Raw genomic sequence first — 18914 nt, 5'->3', positions numbered from 1 at the left:
GTCAGTGGTTTGTTTGGGCCAGGTAGGCATCAAGGGTGGTGGAGCGGTGCAGGCGCGCGGCCCTCTCGATGGTGTCAGCACCGGCGCCGGATGCAATCAGCTGCAGGAGGGCCTCGTGTTCAGCCACGGAGTCGTGGGCGCGGCCGGGGACGAAGCGGAACGTGGAGGACCGGAGGGAGGCCAGCCGGTTCCAGCCGCGGTGCACCAGGTCCAACAGGTGCGGGTTGGGGCAGGATTCGAACAGGATGCTGTGGAACGTCTGGTTGAGGGCGGTGAACCGTAGGGGATCAAAATGGTCCAGGCAGTCGCGCATCTCCGCGTTGACGGCCCGGGCCCGGTCAATGGCGGCCGGTCCGATCAGCGGGGCTGACAGCGCCGTGGCCGCGCCTTCAACGATGCTCAGCGTCTGCATGGTGTAGAGGTATTCGGTGGGGTCGATGCCGGCAACCGTTGCCCCGACGTTCCGAACAAATGTCACCAGGCCCTCTGCTTCAAGCCTGCGGATGGCCTCGCGGACAGGAACCACACTGACGCCCAGGTCTTCGGCGATCTTGGCCAGCACCAGGCGGTAGCCGGGGGAATAGGTGCCGTCCACGATCCGGGCTTTGACGGCCTGGTAGGCCTGTTCGGATTTGCTGGCCGTGGCCACGCCGTCAGGCATGGGGCGCGCCCGCTTCCCTTTCCTCGAAGCGGGACTGCCAGGCGGCGTTCATCGGGTAGAGCCCGTCAACGCTGTGTCCCTGCCCCACCATCTCGAAAATAAAGGCTTCCTCCCGTTCCTGCCGGATGCAGTCGTCCGCGAGCTCCGCGGCGATGGCAGGCGGGATCACCAGGATGCCGTCCGCGTCCGCCACAATGATGTCGCCGGGCTGGACGGTGGCGCCGCCGCAGGCGATGGTGATGTCCGTATCCCAGGGGACGTGCCGCCTGCCCAGGACTGCCGGGTGCGGGTTGGCGAAGTAGGTGGGCATCTCCAGGCCGGCCACGGCTGTAAAGTCGCGGACGCCGCCGTCGGTAATGATCGCGGCCGCGCCCCGCACCTGGGCGCGGAGGGCCAGGATATCGCCGACGGTGCCGGTGCCCTTTTCGCCGCGGGCTTCCATCACGAGGATCTCGCCTTCGTTCACGGAGTCGATGGCCTGCTTCTGGGCGTTGAACCCGCCGCCGTGGGCCTTGAAGAGGTCCTCGCGGTTGGGCACAAAACGGAGGGTCCGGGCCAGGCCCACCACCTTGCGGTCCGGGCGGGTGGCCTGGAGCCCGTCAATGCTCACGTTATTGAGCCCGCGTTTGCGCAGCTGCGAGGACAGGGTGGCGGTGGCCACCTGTTCCAGCTTCGCCTTCAATGCCGGGGTCAGTACGGTGGCCGGAGCCGGGATTCCGGCCGCTTCGCGGGAACCATACGCTTCCTCGCGCTGCCGGTCGTCGGTTTTCGGCCCCGCACCAAAGCCGGCGAACGGCTCAGTGCCTTCCACAACGCGGGTGGCCAGCCGGCCAGTGGTGAGTGCGACGCCGGCAGCACCCGCCGCCGTCGTACTGACCTCAACTTCGAGGACGTCCCCCGGTACGGCGACGGATGCGCCCGCGGGCGTGCCGGTGAGGATGATGTCGCCCGCCTCAAGGGTCAGCAGCTGTGACAGGTCCGCCACCAGCCGGGCGAAAGGGAAGAGCAGATCCTCCGTGGTGTCGTCCTGGACGGGGTTGCCGTTATGCCAGGTGCGGACGCGGAGTCCGGCAGGGTCGACGGCGGCCGCCGGGAGCAGTGCCGGGCCCACGGGGGTGAAGCCGTCCCCGCCTTTGGAACGGAGGTTCGAGCCTTTGTCGGCGTACCGGAGGTCGTAGACACCTAGGTCGTTACCGGCTGTGACCCATTTGACGTGGCTCCAGGCGTCCTCGAGGCCGACGCGGCGTGCGGGCGTGCCGATGATAAGCGCGATTTCGCCTTCGAAGCCGAGGAGTTCGCAGCCGGCGGGTCGTTCCACGCTGCTGCCGGACAGCGCCAGCGAGCTGGCTGGTTTGAGGAAATATGAGGGCTGGGCGGGGGTCCGGCCCCGCTGGGCCGCGCGGCTGGGGTAGTTGATGTGCACCGCGATGACCTTGCGGGCGCCGGCCAGCGTGTGGTCCGTGACCTGTTCCAAAAGCTGCTCCTCATCGAGTACGAAATCGTATACGAAAGAGTATTGCGCCGGGAGGGGTCGCCGTCAAGGCCTATTTTGCAGTGCTTGAAACGGCCTCGGCGCGTGGCGTACAGTTCTGGAGCAACATAAGATTTTCGATTATGGAATTTCTTGTTCGATTATCGAACAGCCCCGGTTGACCGCCGGCCACACAACGGAGTGAGGAAAGTACATGCAGTTCCACCACCACGGCTACGTTTCCGGTGACCCGCGGATCCAACCAGCGGCGGGCGTGGGCCTCGACCGGCCTGCGGGGCTTCCTGAGCACGTGGATGTCCTGATTGTCGGCACCGGCCCGGCGGGAATGCTCGCCGCCGCACAACTTTCGCAGTTCCCGGGCATCACCACCCGCATCGTTGAGCGCAGGGCCGGCCGGCTGGCAATCGGCCAGGCGGACGGCATCCAGGCGCGGAGCGTGGAAACCTTCCAGGCGTTCGGCTTCGCGGAGCGCATCATCGCCGAGGCCTACCGGATCACGGAGATGGCGTTCTGGAAGCCGGACCCTGCGGACCACTCCCGGATTGTCCGCGCCGCCAGGGCGGTGGACGACGGGATGGGCATCAGCGAATTCCCGCACCTGATCGTCAACCAGGCCAGGGTGCTGGACTACTTCGCCGAGGTCATGGCCTTTTCGCCGGCCCGGATGAGCCCCGACTACGGCTACGAATTCCGTTCGCTGGACGTGGCGGACGACGGCGAGTACCCAGTGAGCGTGACCCTGCTCTGTACGGCCGGCCCGGAGGAGGGGAAGGAGCGCACGGTCCACGCCAAATACGTGGTGGGCGCGGACGGTGCGAGGAGCAAGGTCCGTGAAGCGATCGGCTGCAGCCTGGCCGGCGACCAGGCGAACCATGCCTGGGGCGTGATGGACGTCCTGGCCGTCACAGATTTCCCCGATATCCGCACCAAGTGCGCCATCCAGTCCGGCTCAGGCGGCAGCATCCTGTTGATTCCACGGGAGGGTGGCCACCTGTTCCGGATGTACGTTGACCTGGGCGAGGTGGACCCGGCCACGCACGGCAGCGTCCGGAGCACCACCATTGAGCAGATCATTGCCAAGGCCAACGGGATCCTCCACCCGTATACGCTCGACGTCCGCAACGTTGCGTGGCACAGCGTCTACGAGGTGGGGCACCGGCTCACGGACAGGTTCGACGACGTCCGGCCGGAAGACCTCGGCAGCCGCACCCCCCGCGTTTTTATCACCGGGGACGCGTGCCATACCCACAGTGCCAAGGCCGGCCAGGGCATGAACGTGTCCATGCAGGACGGTTTTAACATCGCCTGGAAACTGGGCCACGTCCTGGAGGGTCGCAGCCCGGAGAGCCTCCTGTCCACCTATTCGGCCGAACGCCAGGTGGTGGCCAGGGACCTCATCGACTTCGACAGGAAATGGTCCACCCTGATGGCCAAAAAGCCCGAAGACTTCGAGGACCCGACGGAGCTGGAAGATTTCTACGTCAGCACCGCAGAGTTTCCGGCAGGATTCATGACCCAGTACGCACCGTCCATGCTGGTGGCCGCGCCGGAACACCAGGACCTCGCCACCGGTTTCCCCATCGGCAAGCGCTTCAAGTCCGCGCCCGTGGTCCGCGTCTGCGACACCAACCCCCTGCACCTCGGGCATCACGCCAGGGCGGACGGCCGCTGGCGGATCTATGTCTTCGCGGATGCCGCGACGCCGGGTGCCGACTCACCGTTGGCGGACTTTGCCGCGTGGCTGGAATCCGCAACCGACTCGCCGCTGGCCGCGACGCCGTCGGGCGCTGACGCCGACGCCTGGTTCGACGTGAAGGTGATCTACCAACTGGCGCACCCTGACATCAACATCTCCGCGGTCCCCGCCGTGTTCAAACCCACGGTGGGGCCATTCCGGCTGACCTACCTGGAGAAGGTCTTCGCTGTGGACCCCCAGGCTGATATTTTCGACCTGCGCGGCATCAGCCGCAGTGGCGCCGTGGTGGTGGTCCGGCCCGACCAGTACGTGGCGGATGTCCTGCCACTCGAGGCGACGGCCCGGCTTGCCGCCTTCTTTGCGCCCCTTCGGCCGGCCCGGCAGGAGTTGGCGGGCCGGGGCTAGCCCGGTACTGCTAGCTGGCGGCCGTGGGGGCCTGCACCAGGCCCGAGCCCACGTCCACCGGATCCGTGCCGGCCTTGAGTGGCTTGAACGTTCCCGAGGCAATGAGTTTGGCCTGCAGCAGGACCGGGCTCAGCGGTCCCTGGGCGAGGAGCCGTTCGGCCCAAAGCGCCGCCACGCCGGCCACATGCGGGGTGGCCATGCTGGTGCCGCTGATGGTGTTGGTTCCCCCGTTCAGCCAGGAACTGAAGACCCCCACGCCGGGGCCGGCAACCGTTGCCATGGTGTTGGAGAACGGTGCGACGGTGAGCCCGCCGGCGCCGTCCGCCAGGGCTGCCACGGACGTGATCCCGTAGGCCGCTGCGGGCGGGGCAACGTTGATTTCATAAGCCGGCTGGCCCAGCCGTTCACTTTCGTTGCCGGCCGCTGCCACCACGATGGTGGTTTGTGCCACCGACGCGCGGGCGTTGAGGAGGTTGGCGATCTGTTCAAAGAGCCGCACGTTGGCGCGGTAGCCTTCGAGGGCGATCGAGGTGGCTGCCGGGATTGAGAGGCCGTTGTTGTTGACGAGTTCGTCCACCCATCCGGGGAAGTCCATGCCCAGCGACATGGAGATCACATTGGCGCCGTTGTCCGCAGCCCACAGCATGGCTGAGGCCAGGATGTCGCTGGTGCCACCGTTGGGGCCGCCCAGGACCTTGCCGATCAATGCCTTCTGGACGCCAGGGGCCACTCCGATCCGCTGGCCGCCGAGGTCACGGCCGAAGATGGTTCCGGCGCAGTGCGTGCCGTGGCCGTTGTCGTCTTCCGCGCTGCCGGCGCCGGTGAAGTCCTTGGTGACCAGGTCCACTCCCGTAAACGCGGGATGGTCGGCATCGATGCCTGTATCAATGACGGAGACCACCACGCCGGCTCCGGTGAAGGGCGAGGTGTCTGCGCCGACGGCCTTGACGCCCCACGTCGCGGCGGCGGCCGTTGCAGCATCGGCGGCGAGAGGTTCGATGAGCTTCATGGGCATCGCCGGAGCAAACCCCAGGACGGTAGGGTCCTTTTGCAGCGCACTGATGGTGGCGCCGGAAGGATACCCGGCCGTTTCCACGCTCATGCCGGCGGCCCGTTCGGCCACGTTCTGGGCCGCGGATTCCAGCCCCCGCGCCCCTGGTCCGTCGAAAGGGTCGCGGGTGGCACGCAGGGCGGGCGCCCGCAGGATAATGATTTTCCGGGACAGTGATTCTGGCATCGTAATCTCCTTTTGCCGCGGCTTCCGGCAGCGGCCAAATGGCGCCCGTTGAGTGGGGCCGTAAATGCAGGGGCCGGCGATAATGGCCGGAGCAAGGAGCGGGATAATTCCCGGACATGGGGCTGCGCAGGTATATCAATGTAAATGCAATAAATATTATCCGGGGGCCACTTTGCTGTCAATGAATTTGCAGCCCTCGCGTGCGCGGCGCTATTGCGGCAGTTTCATTGATTCTGGTTTCGGCGTTCCAGTAACGGCCCAGTAACGCTGGCTGGATAAAATTCGGCCAAATGCCCCGGAAGGGCGGCTGGAATGTCTGAAGCCCAGGAAAAGCAAATCCGTGTTGCCAATGGCTGGCAAAGCCAGATTCTCACCAGGATCACGTCCATGGCCGCCCTGGCGGAATGGGTGAAGTCCGCCGGCGGTGGTGCCGGGCAGGAGGCACCGGCGCCACCCGGCGCAGCTGCCCTGGACGAAGGCATCAGCCGGCACCTGAACGCAGCCAGGCGCATTGCCCAGGCCGGCCGGCGAGGTGGTGCGCGGCGGGCAGCGCAGGTGGAGTCCGCGCTGGCAAACCTGCAGGCTGCCGATGAACTGCTCCTCCGGAGGGCCCCGATCGACTACGTCAAAGGCCGCCTGCCGGACATCCACTCGGACGTATGCAAGTACCTTGACGAGCACGATCCGCGCCGGATCCGGGTGGAAACCCTGGTCCGGTTCCGGGCGTCCGGGGATCCGCCCCTGACGGAAGAGCACCGTGAACTGGTGATCGTGGCCGTGGCTGCCGCCCATTCCCACTCACGGCAGGTCTACGCCCAGGCCAGGAGCTTCCAGTCCCTGATCCTGGCCTCTGCTGCAGCTTTGACACTGTTGGCGCTGCTGCTGGGGCTCTGGGGCGTCAGGTCTCCCACGGACCTTGCGCTGTGTTTCAACCCGGACCAGAAAATCGTCTGCCCCACCAACGAAACCCGGTTCGAAGCGGCCAATCCGGTCCCGCCGGGCACGGACGTGGACGAGGTGGTCAGTGCCCAGGCCGGTGCAGGCGATATCTTCCTGGTGGAGTTTGTGGGCCTCCTGGCCGCTGCCGTCTCGGGCTCAGCCTCGCTGCGGAAGGTTTCCGGCACCTCGACCCCCTACCACCTGCCGCTGTGGCTGGCGCTGATCAAACTGCCCACGGGTGCCTTGACCGCTGTCCTGGGACTGATGCTGATGCGGGGTGGTTTTGTTCCCGGCCTGACGGCCCTGGACAATTCACCGCAGATCCTTGCGTGGGCTGTGATTTTTGGTGCCGGCCAGCAGTTGGTCACAGGAATTGTTGACCGGCAGGCGCACAGCGTCCTGAATAACGTCAGTGGAAAACCGCATGGTGAATCGCAACGCCCGGCTGTTGAATAGCGCATTGTGGGCGCTTTGTTCGAATTGGCGGCAATTGTCGGGTGCGCTACTCGCTTTCCTGAATGCTTTCCCTTAGGCGGAGAGAACCTCGCCGTTTATTCGGGCGGGTCATCCGCAGTTTGCTGGTGGCCCGTTCGGGTTACGGGGACCGCACCCGCCTGCTGGACATTAACGGTTTGGACGTCGGAGGCGGCTGCTCCCGAAGCGCCGGGACTGTCGAGTGCTGTAAAGGGCCGGAACGTTGTCCTGGTGGTGACGGCAGATGTTCCCAGGATCTGCAGCAGCACCGAGGTCATGGTGAACATGTCCTCGTCCAGTCCGCCGTGGGTGGTGGCGCTGGTCCGTCCGCTCACCGGGTTCTGGCTGGGTGACCAGAAGAACTTCGCGAGGCGGTCCCTGGCCAGTGCGGTGAGGGATGCCGATTCGCTGACGTGGCGCTGCAGCCCCACCAACGGCGTTTCCCCGCCGCTTTCCAGTCCCCGGGAAACCAGGTAAAGCAGGGACTTCTGGTAGATGTTCAGGGGACCGGCGCCCACCACATCGTCCAGTTCGGAAGCCTCGCTCAGCCCAAAAGAGGTGAACCTTTCCACCTGATGGGTCTGCAGCGCCGGCATCACCAGCCTTTCGAAGTCATCGATCCGGATGGCAGGTCCCAGCCAGCACAGGGATGCCACCGGTATCTGCTCCGCCTGGAGCCGGGCCAGCATATGGGCCGTGAAGATGGCGCCGGCACTGTGGGCCACCAGATGCACCTCCACGGGCACCGGGGCCACTTCGTCAAGGTAGGCCCGGAGCCTGCTGACCACCAGCGAAGCCCCCGGCAGGTTCTCCATGGTGGCACTGTCCACCGGATTCCAGGAGACGGGACCAGGCAGGTTCCCGGATGACCTGGTGGCGTTTTCCTTCATTTCGGCCCACATCCAGGCGAGCCGGGAGTGCGCGATTTTTTCGACCAGCCGGTCCACCTGTTCCACCAGGTCGAAGCCAAGCCCGCCGAAGGGAATCAGGCCGCCGGTGACGTCCCGGAGGTGGTTAGTGAGGGTTTCGATCGGGCCGCTTTGCCAGGCGAAGCTCACTGGGTAGACCCTGTTGTTCAGCCACCAGTTGAGCTGGGCCTGCGCCACCCGCAGTCCGCCTTCCTCGTCCACGAGTCCGCCGTGCGCGTAGAAAACGATCCGCCGTGGCACCGCGTCGGCGCCGCCGGCAGCGGCCTGCTGCCAGGCTGAATGGCTGGCGGCCATTGCCTGGAAGATCCGGTCAATCTGCCCGCCGGTGCTGATGAAACGCCCGCTGGTGGAGAGCCGCCCTTCGTTGCCCAGGTTAACCACATGGTCCTTGAGCCGTTCCAGGTCAGGTCCGGGCCCCTGCGCGAGGCCGCCTGTGGTCGCTGTGACCACCTTGGTTACGCCATGCAGGTTGAGCACCGACGGAACGCCCGGCCGGGCAACCCAGGCGTCGTAGGCGGAGGTGAGCCAGTCCTCATAGGGCAGGGTGGCAAAGCCGTGGCCGCCCCAGTTCTTTCCCCAGCTGTTCTGCACCAGGAAGCCAACGTCGTTGTATCCGACGATCGAGAAGGCGTGGCCGCCCAGCTGGTCCAGTTTGTCGGGCCGGCTGATGCGGTAATAGCTGGTTCCGTCGTCGCGGTGTTCCAGCGTTGGGTTAAGCCAGCCGGAGTGGACCCTGGCGGACGCCGCCACCGCGTTGAGCTCCGTGATGGCCGACTGCATGTCGTCCAGCCGGAAGGCGTTGACCCGGTAAAACGCACCCAGCGGATGTTGCAGGGCCTTTGCGGCCAGGTCCGGGTGCAGGTCGATCTGTGGATCCGCGGCCAGGGACGGCCAGTCCTGTTCCGGGAGCACCCCGTGGTAGAACCAGCCTTTGAGCGCGCCGCGCAGGGAGGAGCCCTCGTCGCCGTCGCCGGCAAACTCGTCGTAGCGGCGTGCCAGGCTGTAGATCATGTAGGGGCTGACCCGGATGGGGTCCGGTCCTGCGGCGAGGACCGTGTTGATCATGGCAGCAACCGCGTGTCCCGTGCAGGAGCTTCCCACTTGGGTCAGGACAAAGTGCTGCCCGGGCCGGGCGTCCATTGCATGGGGCAGCGGTTGCAGTCGCGGACGGTACTCGAGGTCGCGCTGATCGAAGACATCAGGCACCACATCGGTAAGGAATGTGTGGCCTGAAACCGAAACCAGGCCAGGCCGGGGTGGCAGGGGCACGGACGTTCCCTCCTCGCAATGACAGGCGTGAGCTACTTGGCCTTTGCCCGGCTGCGGCTGCCGCTTTCCGGTGGCAGGTCCGCAAGCGGCGACGGCCCCGGCGCTTCGTCGGCTGCCGGTCCGAAGGACCCTGGCGGTGCCGGCGCGGGCGCCTCAGCGTCGCCGGACGAGCCGGACGAGCCGGACGAGCCGGCAGGCAGCTGGTCCAGGGGGAGCGGAGCGGGTGCCCCGCCCGGATCCTGCGCGTCGGCCGCCGCCGCGCCGGAGGTGCCTGGGCCCCCGATCGAGGCGGGTGCCGGTGCGGCCCCGGCGTCGCCGGCGCCCTTGACGCTGGCCGCCGGGTCCAGGGAGATATTGATCGTGATGTCGTTGGGCATCGGAGTTCCCCCGCCGGCTACAAGTAAACCTGGGTGATGTTTTTGGCTGCGTCCAGCACAACGTAGGCCTGCTTGCCGTTTGCCCTCGCAGTGGTGAGCAGCAGATGCACGTTGGTCACGCCGTCGGCGGCGTTGGGCAGGATCTTGTGCCAGGCGCCGTCCACGGCGAGAAGGGCCCAGGCGTTCTGGGCATGGTGGGTGGTGAAAATCTGGTTGATCAGGGTCCACATGGTCGGTTGGTTCCTCTGCGTAGGTGGGCGGGTCAGAGATAGGTCTGGAAGACGGTGGTGGTGTCGGCGTTGACAGTGACTCTCAGGTTTTTGCTGCGTGCCACGGTGAAGACGGCCAGCATGTTGGTGACGCCGTCCGGGGCTCCGGTCTGGATCTTGCGCCAGCCGAGGCCGGAGAGGCTTGCCCAGCCGTTCTGGCCATGGTGGGTGGTGAACACGCTGTCAACCGCCAGGGCGGAGTACCACTGCGCCCCCGTAGCCCTGGTTTTGACGGTCATGGCGGCGCCCACGGCGGAGACCTGCTCAATGTCCAGGCCGGAGGCGGTGCCGTCCCACCAGTTGCTGGCCGGGGTTGTTGCAGGGCCGAACGTGGCCGCCGCCCCGCCGTACAGGTCCTCAACGTCGCCGCCGTTGACCCTGCGCTCAAGGTCGAACCGGTTGTCGGCCTGTTCCAGCGAACACTCGTAGTGCTTGGCCGCCGTCATTTGTTCGTTGCTGTTGTTGCCGTTCACGTCGACATGCCAGATGGCCAGGCCGGCGTCGGGAAGCGCCGCGTCCCGGCCGGACTGCTGCCGGTTTTCGATAATGAAGTACTCGGCGGCGTTCCTGGCGTGGATCAGGAAGTCGTTCCTGCCGGCCTCGACGGTGGTAGTGGTACCGGCGGCAAGGGTGGTGACGTTGGAGGACCATCCGGCGGCGTGCTTGAGGTAGGCCTCCACCTGGGTGGGGTTTTTGTCCTGGCCACCGAAGCACATGAGCGAGTAGTGCCCGATGCCGTTTCCCACATTAACGGCGTCGTAATCGTAGAGATCCGGGAAATCGCACACCATGTGCCCGTTCTCGTGGCAGAAGGTCCGCAGGGTCAGCTGGCTGCCGAGATCGGTGATCTGGTAGTCGGAGAACCGGCGGCCGCCGCCCACGGAGTACGTGCTGGCGAGCGCCCATGAGTGGGGCCACAGGCCCTGCGACCAGGCGTTGGACCTGCTCCCGGCGTAGAAGACGCTCAGCGCCTGGATGAAGTTTCCGGAGTCAACGGTGAGGTGCGAGAAGTCGAAACCGCTGGCCACCAGGCTGTCCAGGGCTTCCCGGATCAGTTCCTGCGCGCGGGTGCCATAGGCGACGGCAGGATCCGTGTAGTAGGTGCGTGCGTGGGCTGCCCGGTAGTAGGCGGCCACGTGGTTCCGGTACCGGAGCTTTCCATCAGATACGTCCCGGAAGTAGTCAAAGGCCGACCCGTTGTTCCCGAAGCCGGAGTAGCCGGCCTTGTTGCAGAAGTCATCCACTTCCTGCCGGCTGATGGACTGGGGGAAGTCGGAGAAATCAATGAGCAGGACCAGGCCCAGGTAGTCGCCTGTGGTGCTGCCCGACGGCGGCGCAGCACCAGGCCCGTCCGGCCCGGCTTCCTGCTGCAGTCCCGGCGGCTGCTGCGCGTTGCGGCGCGCCTGTTCTTCCTGCCGCCGCTGCATCCACCGGGGGACGGGCCCCATGGCGCTGCGGGCCTGGCCGGCCCGGATGCGGCTTGCCACGCGGGTGACCCGCAGGTGTTTGGGGATGGCGAGGGTTTCCGGATCCACGGTTCCCACCCGGCTGCCACCGGCAACCAGGGATTCGCCGCCACCTTCCGGTGTTGCATATTCAAAGTAGCCGTCAGCGGCCTGGACCACGGTGTAGCCGTCGAGTGTCTCGAAGACGGCTTCAAACTGGTTTCCCCACCCCCGCAGGGTCACTTCCGAGCCATCAGGATTCCCGAAAGTGAAGACTTCACCCACAAATGGACTTGGCATGTCCAAACCTCTCTCAACAACTCCGCTATGGACGGCCGGATCATTCGACCCGGTTTACCCTGACCGTCCCAGCGCGGTTGAGCATCGCGCCGTGCGCCAAACTGCAGGCTTTCCGCCGCAGCCGCTGCACGATGCACTTCGCACGGTAGTGGGGCGGCGTTATCGCAGCGTTACCGGGTTTCAGGCCGCCGCCGGCGCGATCCCTGATAACGGCGCAGTAACACCCGCCTTCATATGGTGGCGGCACCGGTCTCTGGTCCGGGGGGCGCTGCTTGCGGACTGCTCCCCATGGCAATCAACGAAGGATGCACCATGGAAAAGATAACAACCGAGACCGACAGGGTCCTGGAGCAGCTTGTCGCTGCGCGGCGCGAGGAGGTTGTGGGCCTGCAGAAGACCCAGGCCGACCGGCTGCAGCAGATTGAGCGGACCGGGCAGCAGCGGCTGTCGGATCTGCGCGAAAGCCTGCCCAAGGACATCGCGGCCGTCCTGCAGAACCAGGACACTTACAACGAGGACCAAACGGCCCAGACGGAAAAGCTGGCCGGCGACATGCGCCGGGAGATGGCGGAGGCCGAACCGCTGGCCACCGGCACGGGACTGCATCCGGGCGCCGGGCAGGGGAGCCTGGGTGCAGGGGCTGCGGCCGTGGGATGGCTGACGCCGTACTACGCCACCCTCCACGGATCAGACGGAACCGTGTACTGGCAGGGCTACAACCCGGGGCAGCTCGACACCTGGCTGTCGGCCAGTGGGTCCGGTTCCGGCCTGTTTGGAACGGGGGCGGGATCGTTCACTGTCTACATTGACTGGTGGTTCACGTTCCGTGCACCGGAAAACCGCAACTACGCCCACACCATCTACATCCCGTTCAACGGCTTCCACATTGTCCGCTCTGACGACGGCTTCTGGGACTCCAAGGAGGCAAAAGTCAGGATCGACCTGTCCGCCGTCGGCTACCAATACAACTACAAGGCTACCGGCTCCACCAACGTGCTGGATATCTCCGATGACAACATCAACGTCAACGACCGGTTCGACGGCTGGCGGACCATGTACTACTCGGACCTGCTCGGCGCGGACCAGGCCTACCTGCGTGCCAGCGCGTCCCTGTACGTTTATGCACGCGGCGGCGGCTCCCACGCCCAGCTGAACTTCAGCGACGGGAACGCCAACTACCTGGGCGTGCCGTGGGTTTACGTCACGTGATGAGCGGCCGGCTCCGGCGCTGATGGCCTGTTCCGTAACGGGCGGTGGACCGGCGGCCGCGGGGTTGCCGGTCCACCGCCCGATCTTCAGCAGCTGCTGCTGAGCCCGCTCGGAAGCGGGTGGCGGGGTCCCGCGCCACCCAGGATTCAAGGAGAAGACCATGGCTAAACAGGATGTGCCCCCGGTTTGCAGCGTCAAAGCACGGATTCCCCGGCCGATGCCGCCCGGCTTGCCCGGGGACCGGATGGAGCTCATCCGGACATTCGCCACCAAATGGGTCAACGGGACCATCCTGCACTACTGCTTCCAGGGCGGACCCGAAGCGCAGCAGGAGGCAGTCCGCAAGGCGTTCACCGAGTGGAAGAACCTCGGGATCGGCCTCGAGTTCCGGGAGGTGCAGGACCGGAGCGAGTCGGAGGTCAGGATCGGGTTCGCCCAAAACGACGGGTCGTGGTCCTACGTGGGTACCGACGTCCTGTCGATCGGGATGGCACAGGCCACCATGAACTTCGGCTGGGATTTGACCACCGACTATGGCCGCACCACGGCGTTGCACGAGATCGGCCACACCCTGGGCATGCCCCACGAGCACCAGAACCCCTTCACCGGCATCGTTTGGGACGAACCGAAGGTTTACCAGTACTTCGGCGGCAGCCCCAACTTCTGGTCCAGGGACCAGACCTTCAACAACGTGCTGCGGAAAATCGACGCCGCAGAGGTTGAAGGCTCCAACTGGGACCCTGACTCCGTCATGGAATACTGGTTTCCGGCCGGCCTGATTGTCCAGCCGGCGAAGTACCACGAGGGGCTGCGGCCGCCGGGCGGGCTGTCCCCGGCGGACAAGGAGTGGATCCTGAAGTTCTATCCCACCATTGAGAACGGCTTCGCCCGCCTCGAACCATTCGCGTCCGTCCCGCTGACGCTTGGCCCGGGCGACCAGGCAAATTTCCGCATCGAGCCGTCCGAGTCCAGGACGTACACAATCGGCACTTTCGGCAACGCCGATGCCGTACTGGTTCTTTTTGAGGAGGTGGATGGGCAACTCCGTTTCTTGGCCGGAGACGACGACAGCGGCGAAGAACGCAATGCCCAGGTGTCAGTCAAGCTGTTCCAGAACCGGAAATATGTGGTGCGGGTCCGCCTTTACTGGTCCGGCGGCAGCGGCACCACGGCCTTAATGTATTGGTAGCCAAGGGCGGGCCTTACCGCGACACGCGGAGAGTTAATAGAGACCATTGACAGGGCGCCCCCCGGCGGAGAAAAGTCGTTGCTACAACGGATCCGGCCCTTCCAACCACGCCGGATTGTTTGGGGGTACCCATGGGCAACGGCGACGACATCCCTGGCTATTGTCTGGACCTCCTGCAGGCCTGGCAGCTGCGCTGCGACACCACGGAGGTGCACCTCGCAGTCCGCCAGCAGCGGCTCGTTACCGCCCTGGCCATCTGCGGGCCGCGTCCCCGCCCGTATCTGGTGGGCCTGCTCTGGCCGGAATGCCGCGAGTCGCGGGCCCTGGAGAGCCTCCGGGTGAGTGTGCACCTGGTTTCGCGGCAGGCGCCAGGCCTGCTGGTCAACGGCGGCCGGGTGCTGTCGCTGAGCAAAGGGGTCGACGTCGACCTGCACCGGGTGCGTGCGCAGATTCTGGAGCTGGGCCGTTCGGGAGTCAACGGCAACGCAGCCGCCAGTCTGCACCAGCTGCGCGGGGCGGACCTGCTCCCCGGCTGGTACGACGACTGGGTGCTTTTTGAACAAAGCAGGCTGCGGCACGACCGGCTGCACGCCTTCCAGATCATCGCCCGCGAGACGCTGGCCCACGGGGATTTCGAGTCGGCGCTGGAAGCCTCCGAGGCCGCCCTCGAACTGGAACCCCTGTACGAGAGCGCCGTGGGTTTGCTCATCCGCGCGGAGAAGCTGCAGGGCAACAACGCCGCCGCCCTGCAGGCATTCAGGGTGTACCGGGCAAAGTTAAAGGCCGATCTGGGCCTGGCGCCATCGGCTGCCCTGGGGCGCCTTATTGCCGACATCTCATAAGCTGCCTGCCGGCCGTGCAGCTCAGGTATCCCCGCGGGCCGTGGCCTGGCCCGCAAGCCACTGTCCCACCGTACGCAGCACCTCAGCGGCGTCGGCGCTGTAGAGGGTTTTGGTTTCCCCGCCGGGATCCGTGCTGAAGGTCAGCCGTGCGCGGAATCCCTGCGGCTCCTGCCACGTGCTGATCACCAGGGTGCCGGGCAGCGGTGTTGCAGGATTCCGGTCGCCGGTGTGGCCGGCTCCCGGCGGGTGCTGGTCGCTTGGCATGGCAGCCCTCCTGGCGGTCTCGTTGCCTCGATGGTGCCGCACAACCATCAGGAATCAGCCAGCGTTTTACCAAGTCTTTGATCAAGATCGCCCCTGCTCAGCGGCTTGAGGCAGGTCCGGGGAGTGGCTAGCGGCCCACCAGGCCCAGGTGGGTGTCGTTGTACCGGTTGCCCTGCACCCCGATCCGGCGGGCCACGCCGTTAAGGTCTGCCACCTCATCAGCGGACAGCGCCAGGGCGGTGGCGGCAGCATTTTCCACCAGGCGCCCACGACGGCGGGTTCCCGGGATGGGCACGATCCACGGCTGCTGCGCCAGCAGCCAGGCCAACGCAACCTGCCCGGGGGTGGCGCCCCTGACGGCGGCGAGCGCAGTTACGTGGTCCACCAGTGTGTGGTTGGCGGTCCGGTTGCCGCTGGTGAACCGTGGGATGGTGTTCCGGACGTCATCGGTGGAAAACTCGGTGGCGGCGTCAACGGTACCCGTGAGGAATCCCTTGCCCAGGGGGCTGAAGGGAACAAACCCGATGCCCAGTTCCGCCAGCGTGGGCAGGACTTCCGGCTCCGGGTCGCGGGTCCACAGCGAATACTCGCTTTGCACTGCGGTGACGGGGAAGACTGCGTGGGCGGCGCGGATGGTGGCAGCCGAGGCTTCGGAAAGGCCAAAATGACGGACTTTGCCCGCCTGGACGAGTTCGGCCACGGTACCGGCAACGTCCTCGATGGGTACATCGGGGTCCACCCGGTGCTGGTAGAACAGATCGAGGCAGTCCACCCTCAGCCGGCGCAGGGACTCCTCCGCCACCTGCCTGATTCGCCCAGGCGTGCTGTCCAGCCCCACGGATCTGCCGGCTTCGATCCGCCAGCCGAACTTTGTGGCAATGACAACCTGGTCCCGGACCGGTTCCAGCGCCTCACCCACCAGTTCCTCGTTGACAAAAGGCCCGTAGACCTCGGCGGTGTCGAAAAAAGTGACCCCAAGGTCCACGGCGCCGCGCAGTACTGCGATCATCCCGGCGCGGTCCCCGGGGTTGGGGCCGTAGCTTTGCGACATGCCCATGCAGCCCAGCCCCAGTGCAGAAACCTCAAGGCCCTGGCCCAGTGTCCTTGTGTGCATCGTCTCTCCTTCGTCGAACGTTGCAGGCCGGCTAGCCTGCTCCCCAGTCAACACCCCTCCGGGAATGTGTGGGAGGCCCTGCTGGAACGTGTACCGGCAAGGCATCCCTCACGTGGTTGGACAGCCGGCATGCCATTGGGGCGGGCCGTCAGGGGGACTTGCGTCGCTGGGGGCTCCTGACCGGCGATACAGTGGACAGCCAGGACCAATCAACAGCATCCGCCGCACCGCCGGCGGATGCCGGAGGAACCCGCATAGATGCAGACCGTTCAAGCAGCTGACCTTTCCCGCGACGCCGGTCAGTTGCCGGCTGACAACCAGGCCACTGCCGGCTTCGTCACTGTCCGGGGAGCCCGGGAAAACAACCTCCGCAACGTGGATGTCGCCGTTCCGCGGGACGCGATTGTTGCCTTCACAGGTGTTTCGGGTTCCGGCAAGTCCTCGTTGGCTTTCGGTACCATCTACGCCGAGGCGCAGCGCCGCTACTTTGAATCTGTTGCGCCCTACGCGCGGCGCCTGATCCAGCAGGGCCACAATCCCAAGGTGGAAATGATCACGGGCCTGCCGCCCGCCGTCGCGCTCCAGCAGCGCCGCGGGACGGCCACGGCCCGGTCCACGGTGGGTACCGTCACCACGTTGTCCAACTCGCTGCGCATGCTTTTTTCCCGCGCAGGCACGTACCCCGCCGGCGCCCGTCCGCTGGATTCGGACGCCTTCTCCCCGAATACCGCGGCCGGGGCGTGCCCCGAATGCCATGGCCTGGGCACCACACACACGGTCACCGAGGACTCGCTGGTCCCGGACCGGTCCCTGAGCATCCGCGACGGCGCCATCGCTGCCTGGCCTGGTGCCTGGCAGGGCAAAAACCTCCGCGACATCCTGATCCATTTGGGCTACGACGTGGATACCCCGTGGCGGCAGCTGGCCAAAAAAGACCGGGACTGGATTCTCTTCACCGCCGAGCAGCCCGTTGTGGAGATCACGCCGCAGCGGGACCGGGTGGCCAAGCCGTACAAGGGCCGGTTCTGGAGCGCCAAAAGCTACGTCCTGCATACACTGGCGGATTCAAAGAGCAACACCATGCGTGAGCGGGCGCTGCGGTTTATGCAGACCGGTCCGTGCGCTGTCTGCGGCGCCAGCGGCCTCACCCCGGAAGCCATGGCCGTCACCTTCGCCGGCCGGACCATCGCCGAACTGAACGCGGCGCCGCTGACCGAACTGGCGGACATCATCCGCCCCACCACACGCGTGAACGACGCCGGGACCGCCTCGCGCCGGCAGGGCACCGGCGAAACCAACGAGGTGGCGGTGACCATCACCCGTGACCTGCTCCAGCGGGTCACGGTCCTGCTGGACCTGGGCCTCGGCTACCTGGGCCTGGGCCGGGCAACCCCCACGTTGTCGCCGGGGGAGGTGCAGCGGCTGCGGATCGCCACCCAGCTCCGGTCCGGCCTGTTCGGCGTGATCTACGTGCTGGACGAACCGTCGGCAGGGCTGCACCCGGCGGACGCCGAAGCGCTTCAGGCGGTCCTGGAGCAGCTCAAGGCGGCCGGCAATTCCGTGTTTGTGGTGGAGCACAACATGGATGTGGTCCGCAGGGCCGACTGGCTGGTGGACGTGGGACCCCGGGCCGGGGAAGGCGGCGGCGAGGTGCTGTACAGTGGGCCGGTGGCCGGCCTGGCCGGCGTAGCGTCATCCGTGACGCGGCCTTTCCTGTTTCCGGCGGAAGCAGGAGCAACGGCCGACGCCGGAACGGGTACCGCCGCGGAGCAGCGCGCCGCGGGTGCCGGCCGGGATGCCTCGGAATGGCTTGAGTTGCGCGGCGTCACCCGCAACAACCTCCGCGGGCTGGACGTCGAGGTGCCGCTGGGTGTGCTGACCGCCGTCACCGGCCTGTCCGGCTCCGGCAAGTCCACGCTGGTCAGCCAGGTCCTGGCCGACGTTGTGGGCCACCGGCTGCACGCTGATGACGGGCCCGCCGAGGGTCTGCTGTCAGCGGCGGGACTGGACCGCATTGACCGTCTGGTGTCGGTGGACCAGAAGCCCATCGGGCGGACCCCGCGCTCCAACCTGGCCACGTACACGGGGCTCTTTGACGCGGTCCGCCGTGAATTCGCCGCCACGGAGGATGCCCGTGCCCGCGGTTACGGTGCCGGCCGGTTTTCCTTCAACGTGGCCGGTGGCCGGTGCGAAACCTGCGAGGGTGAGGGTTTTGTGGCCGTCGAGCTTTTGTTCCTGCCCGGCAGCTATGGGCCTTGCCCGGAATGCCACGGCACGCGGTTCAACCCCGGGACGCTTGAGGTGACGTACCGCGGCGAGACGGTGGCCGGTGTCCTGGGCATGACGGTGGACGCCGCTGCCGGTTTCCTCACCGACATCCCTGCTGCGGCGCGGAGCCTGCAGGCACTGCGCGATGTGGGGCTGGGCTACCTTCGCCTGGGCCAGCCCGCCACGGAGCTGTCCGGCGGCGAGGCGCAGCGCATCAAGCTGGCCACCGAACTGCAGCGGGCCCAGCGGGGCAATACCCTGTACCTCCTGGATGAGCCCACCACCGGGCTGCACCCGGCTGACGTGCAGCTGCTGATGGCCCAGCTGCACAAGCTGGTGGATGCCGGGAACACCGTTGTTGTGGTGGAACACGACATGGACGTGGCGGCCGCCGCCGACTGGGTGATCGACATGGGACCTGCCGGCGGTGACGCGGGCGGCCAGGTTGTTGCGGCCGGAACCCCCGCCCACGTGGCCCGTTCGGCAGCATCCCGGACCGCACCCTACCTGGCGGCCCGGCTGGCTTAGCGCCCTG

The 18914-nt window shown here is 66.4% G+C and carries 15 protein-coding genes; 6 read left to right on the top strand and 9 right to left on the bottom strand.

Annotated features, from left to right (window positions below; translation table 11 throughout):
* Position 1: 1 nt before the first annotated feature.
* A complete protein-coding gene (locus ACU18_RS08880) occupies positions 2-661 on the bottom strand; it encodes a GntR family transcriptional regulator (RefSeq protein ID WP_050685188.1) in 660 nt (219 codons plus the stop codon).
* The gene (locus tag ACU18_RS08875; RefSeq protein ID WP_050685187.1) at positions 654-2135 is read right to left on the bottom strand and encodes a fumarylacetoacetate hydrolase family protein; all 1482 of its coding nucleotides are present in this window, start codon (positions 2133-2135) and stop codon (positions 654-656) included. The genes ACU18_RS08880 and ACU18_RS08875 overlap by 8 nt, the downstream gene beginning before the upstream one ends.
* Before the next feature lie 211 nt (positions 2136-2346).
* Between ACU18_RS08875 and ACU18_RS08870 the strand changes: the two genes are divergently transcribed.
* Complete coding sequence (locus ACU18_RS08870; protein ID WP_050685186.1) at positions 2347-4254, top strand: FAD-binding monooxygenase; 1908 nt, start codon at positions 2347-2349, stop codon at positions 4252-4254.
* A 10-nt stretch (positions 4255-4264) separates the two neighbouring features.
* Here ACU18_RS08870 and ACU18_RS08865 read toward each other — a convergent pair whose 3' ends face one another.
* Positions 4265-5491 (bottom strand): S8 family peptidase, encoded by a 1227-nt coding sequence (locus ACU18_RS08865; RefSeq protein ID WP_050685185.1) that lies wholly within the window; start codon positions 5489-5491, stop codon positions 4265-4267.
* A 312-nt stretch (positions 5492-5803) separates the two neighbouring features.
* Between ACU18_RS08865 and ACU18_RS08860 the strand changes: the two genes are divergently transcribed.
* Positions 5804-6886: a hypothetical protein gene (locus ACU18_RS08860; protein WP_050685184.1), complete on the top strand. Its 1083-nt coding sequence runs from the start codon at positions 5804-5806 to the stop codon at positions 6884-6886.
* Positions 6887-6981: 95 nt separating this feature from the next.
* On the opposite strand, the gene ACU18_RS08855 is transcribed toward ACU18_RS08860, so the two are convergent.
* The 4 genes from ACU18_RS08855 to ACU18_RS08840 are packed head-to-tail and all read right to left on the bottom strand — an operon-like array spanning position 6982 to position 11493.
* The gene (locus ACU18_RS08855) at positions 6982-9102 is read right to left on the bottom strand and encodes a C1 family peptidase (RefSeq protein ID WP_157407649.1); all 2121 of its coding nucleotides are present in this window, start codon (positions 9100-9102) and stop codon (positions 6982-6984) included.
* A gap of 32 nt (positions 9103-9134) precedes the next feature.
* Positions 9135-9479: a hypothetical protein gene (locus tag ACU18_RS08850; RefSeq protein WP_050685182.1), complete on the bottom strand. Its 345-nt coding sequence runs from the start codon at positions 9477-9479 to the stop codon at positions 9135-9137.
* Positions 9480-9496: 17 nt separating this feature from the next.
* On the bottom strand, positions 9497-9709 hold the full coding sequence (locus ACU18_RS08845) for a hypothetical protein (protein ID WP_050685181.1): 213 nt from the start codon (positions 9707-9709) through the stop codon (positions 9497-9499).
* Positions 9710-9741: 32 nt separating this feature from the next.
* Complete coding sequence (locus ACU18_RS08840; protein WP_050685180.1) at positions 9742-11493, bottom strand: M6 family metalloprotease domain-containing protein; 1752 nt, start codon at positions 11491-11493, stop codon at positions 9742-9744.
* A 312-nt stretch (positions 11494-11805) separates the two neighbouring features.
* Between ACU18_RS08840 and ACU18_RS08835 the strand changes: the two genes are divergently transcribed.
* The 3 genes from ACU18_RS08835 (at position 11806) to ACU18_RS08825 (ending at position 14733) form a co-directional block, all read left to right on the top strand.
* Positions 11806-12702: a hypothetical protein gene (locus ACU18_RS08835; RefSeq protein WP_050685179.1), complete on the top strand. Its 897-nt coding sequence runs from the start codon at positions 11806-11808 to the stop codon at positions 12700-12702.
* Positions 12703-12862: 160 nt separating this feature from the next.
* The gene (locus ACU18_RS08830; RefSeq protein WP_050685178.1) at positions 12863-13891 is read left to right on the top strand and encodes a M12 family metallopeptidase; all 1029 of its coding nucleotides are present in this window, start codon (positions 12863-12865) and stop codon (positions 13889-13891) included.
* A 131-nt stretch (positions 13892-14022) separates the two neighbouring features.
* A complete protein-coding gene (locus ACU18_RS08825; RefSeq protein ID WP_050685177.1) occupies positions 14023-14733 on the top strand; it encodes an AfsR/SARP family transcriptional regulator in 711 nt (236 codons plus the stop codon).
* A 21-nt stretch (positions 14734-14754) separates the two neighbouring features.
* Here the strand turns inward: ACU18_RS08825 and ACU18_RS08820 are convergent, their stop codons facing one another.
* Together ACU18_RS08820 and ACU18_RS08815 are read right to left on the bottom strand one after the other, a co-directional pair.
* Positions 14755-14997, bottom strand: a complete 243-nt coding sequence (locus tag ACU18_RS08820; RefSeq protein WP_050685176.1) for a hypothetical protein — start codon at positions 14995-14997, stop codon at positions 14755-14757.
* 127 nt (positions 14998-15124) lie between these two features.
* Positions 15125-16111: an aldo/keto reductase gene (locus ACU18_RS08815; RefSeq protein ID WP_050685175.1), complete on the bottom strand. Its 987-nt coding sequence runs from the start codon at positions 16109-16111 to the stop codon at positions 15125-15127.
* Positions 16112-16369: 258 nt separating this feature from the next.
* Between ACU18_RS08815 and ACU18_RS08810 the strand changes: the two genes are divergently transcribed.
* Positions 16370-18907 (top strand): excinuclease ABC subunit UvrA, encoded by a 2538-nt coding sequence (locus ACU18_RS08810; RefSeq protein ID WP_050685174.1) that lies wholly within the window; start codon positions 16370-16372, stop codon positions 18905-18907.
* The last annotated feature ends 7 nt before the right edge of the window (positions 18908-18914 follow it).

It is taken from the genome of Arthrobacter sp. ZBG10 (genome assembly GCF_001238605.1).
Lineage (GTDB): Bacteria > Actinomycetota > Actinomycetes > Actinomycetales > Micrococcaceae > Arthrobacter.
This window is presented reverse-complemented; position numbering and strand designations above follow the sequence as displayed.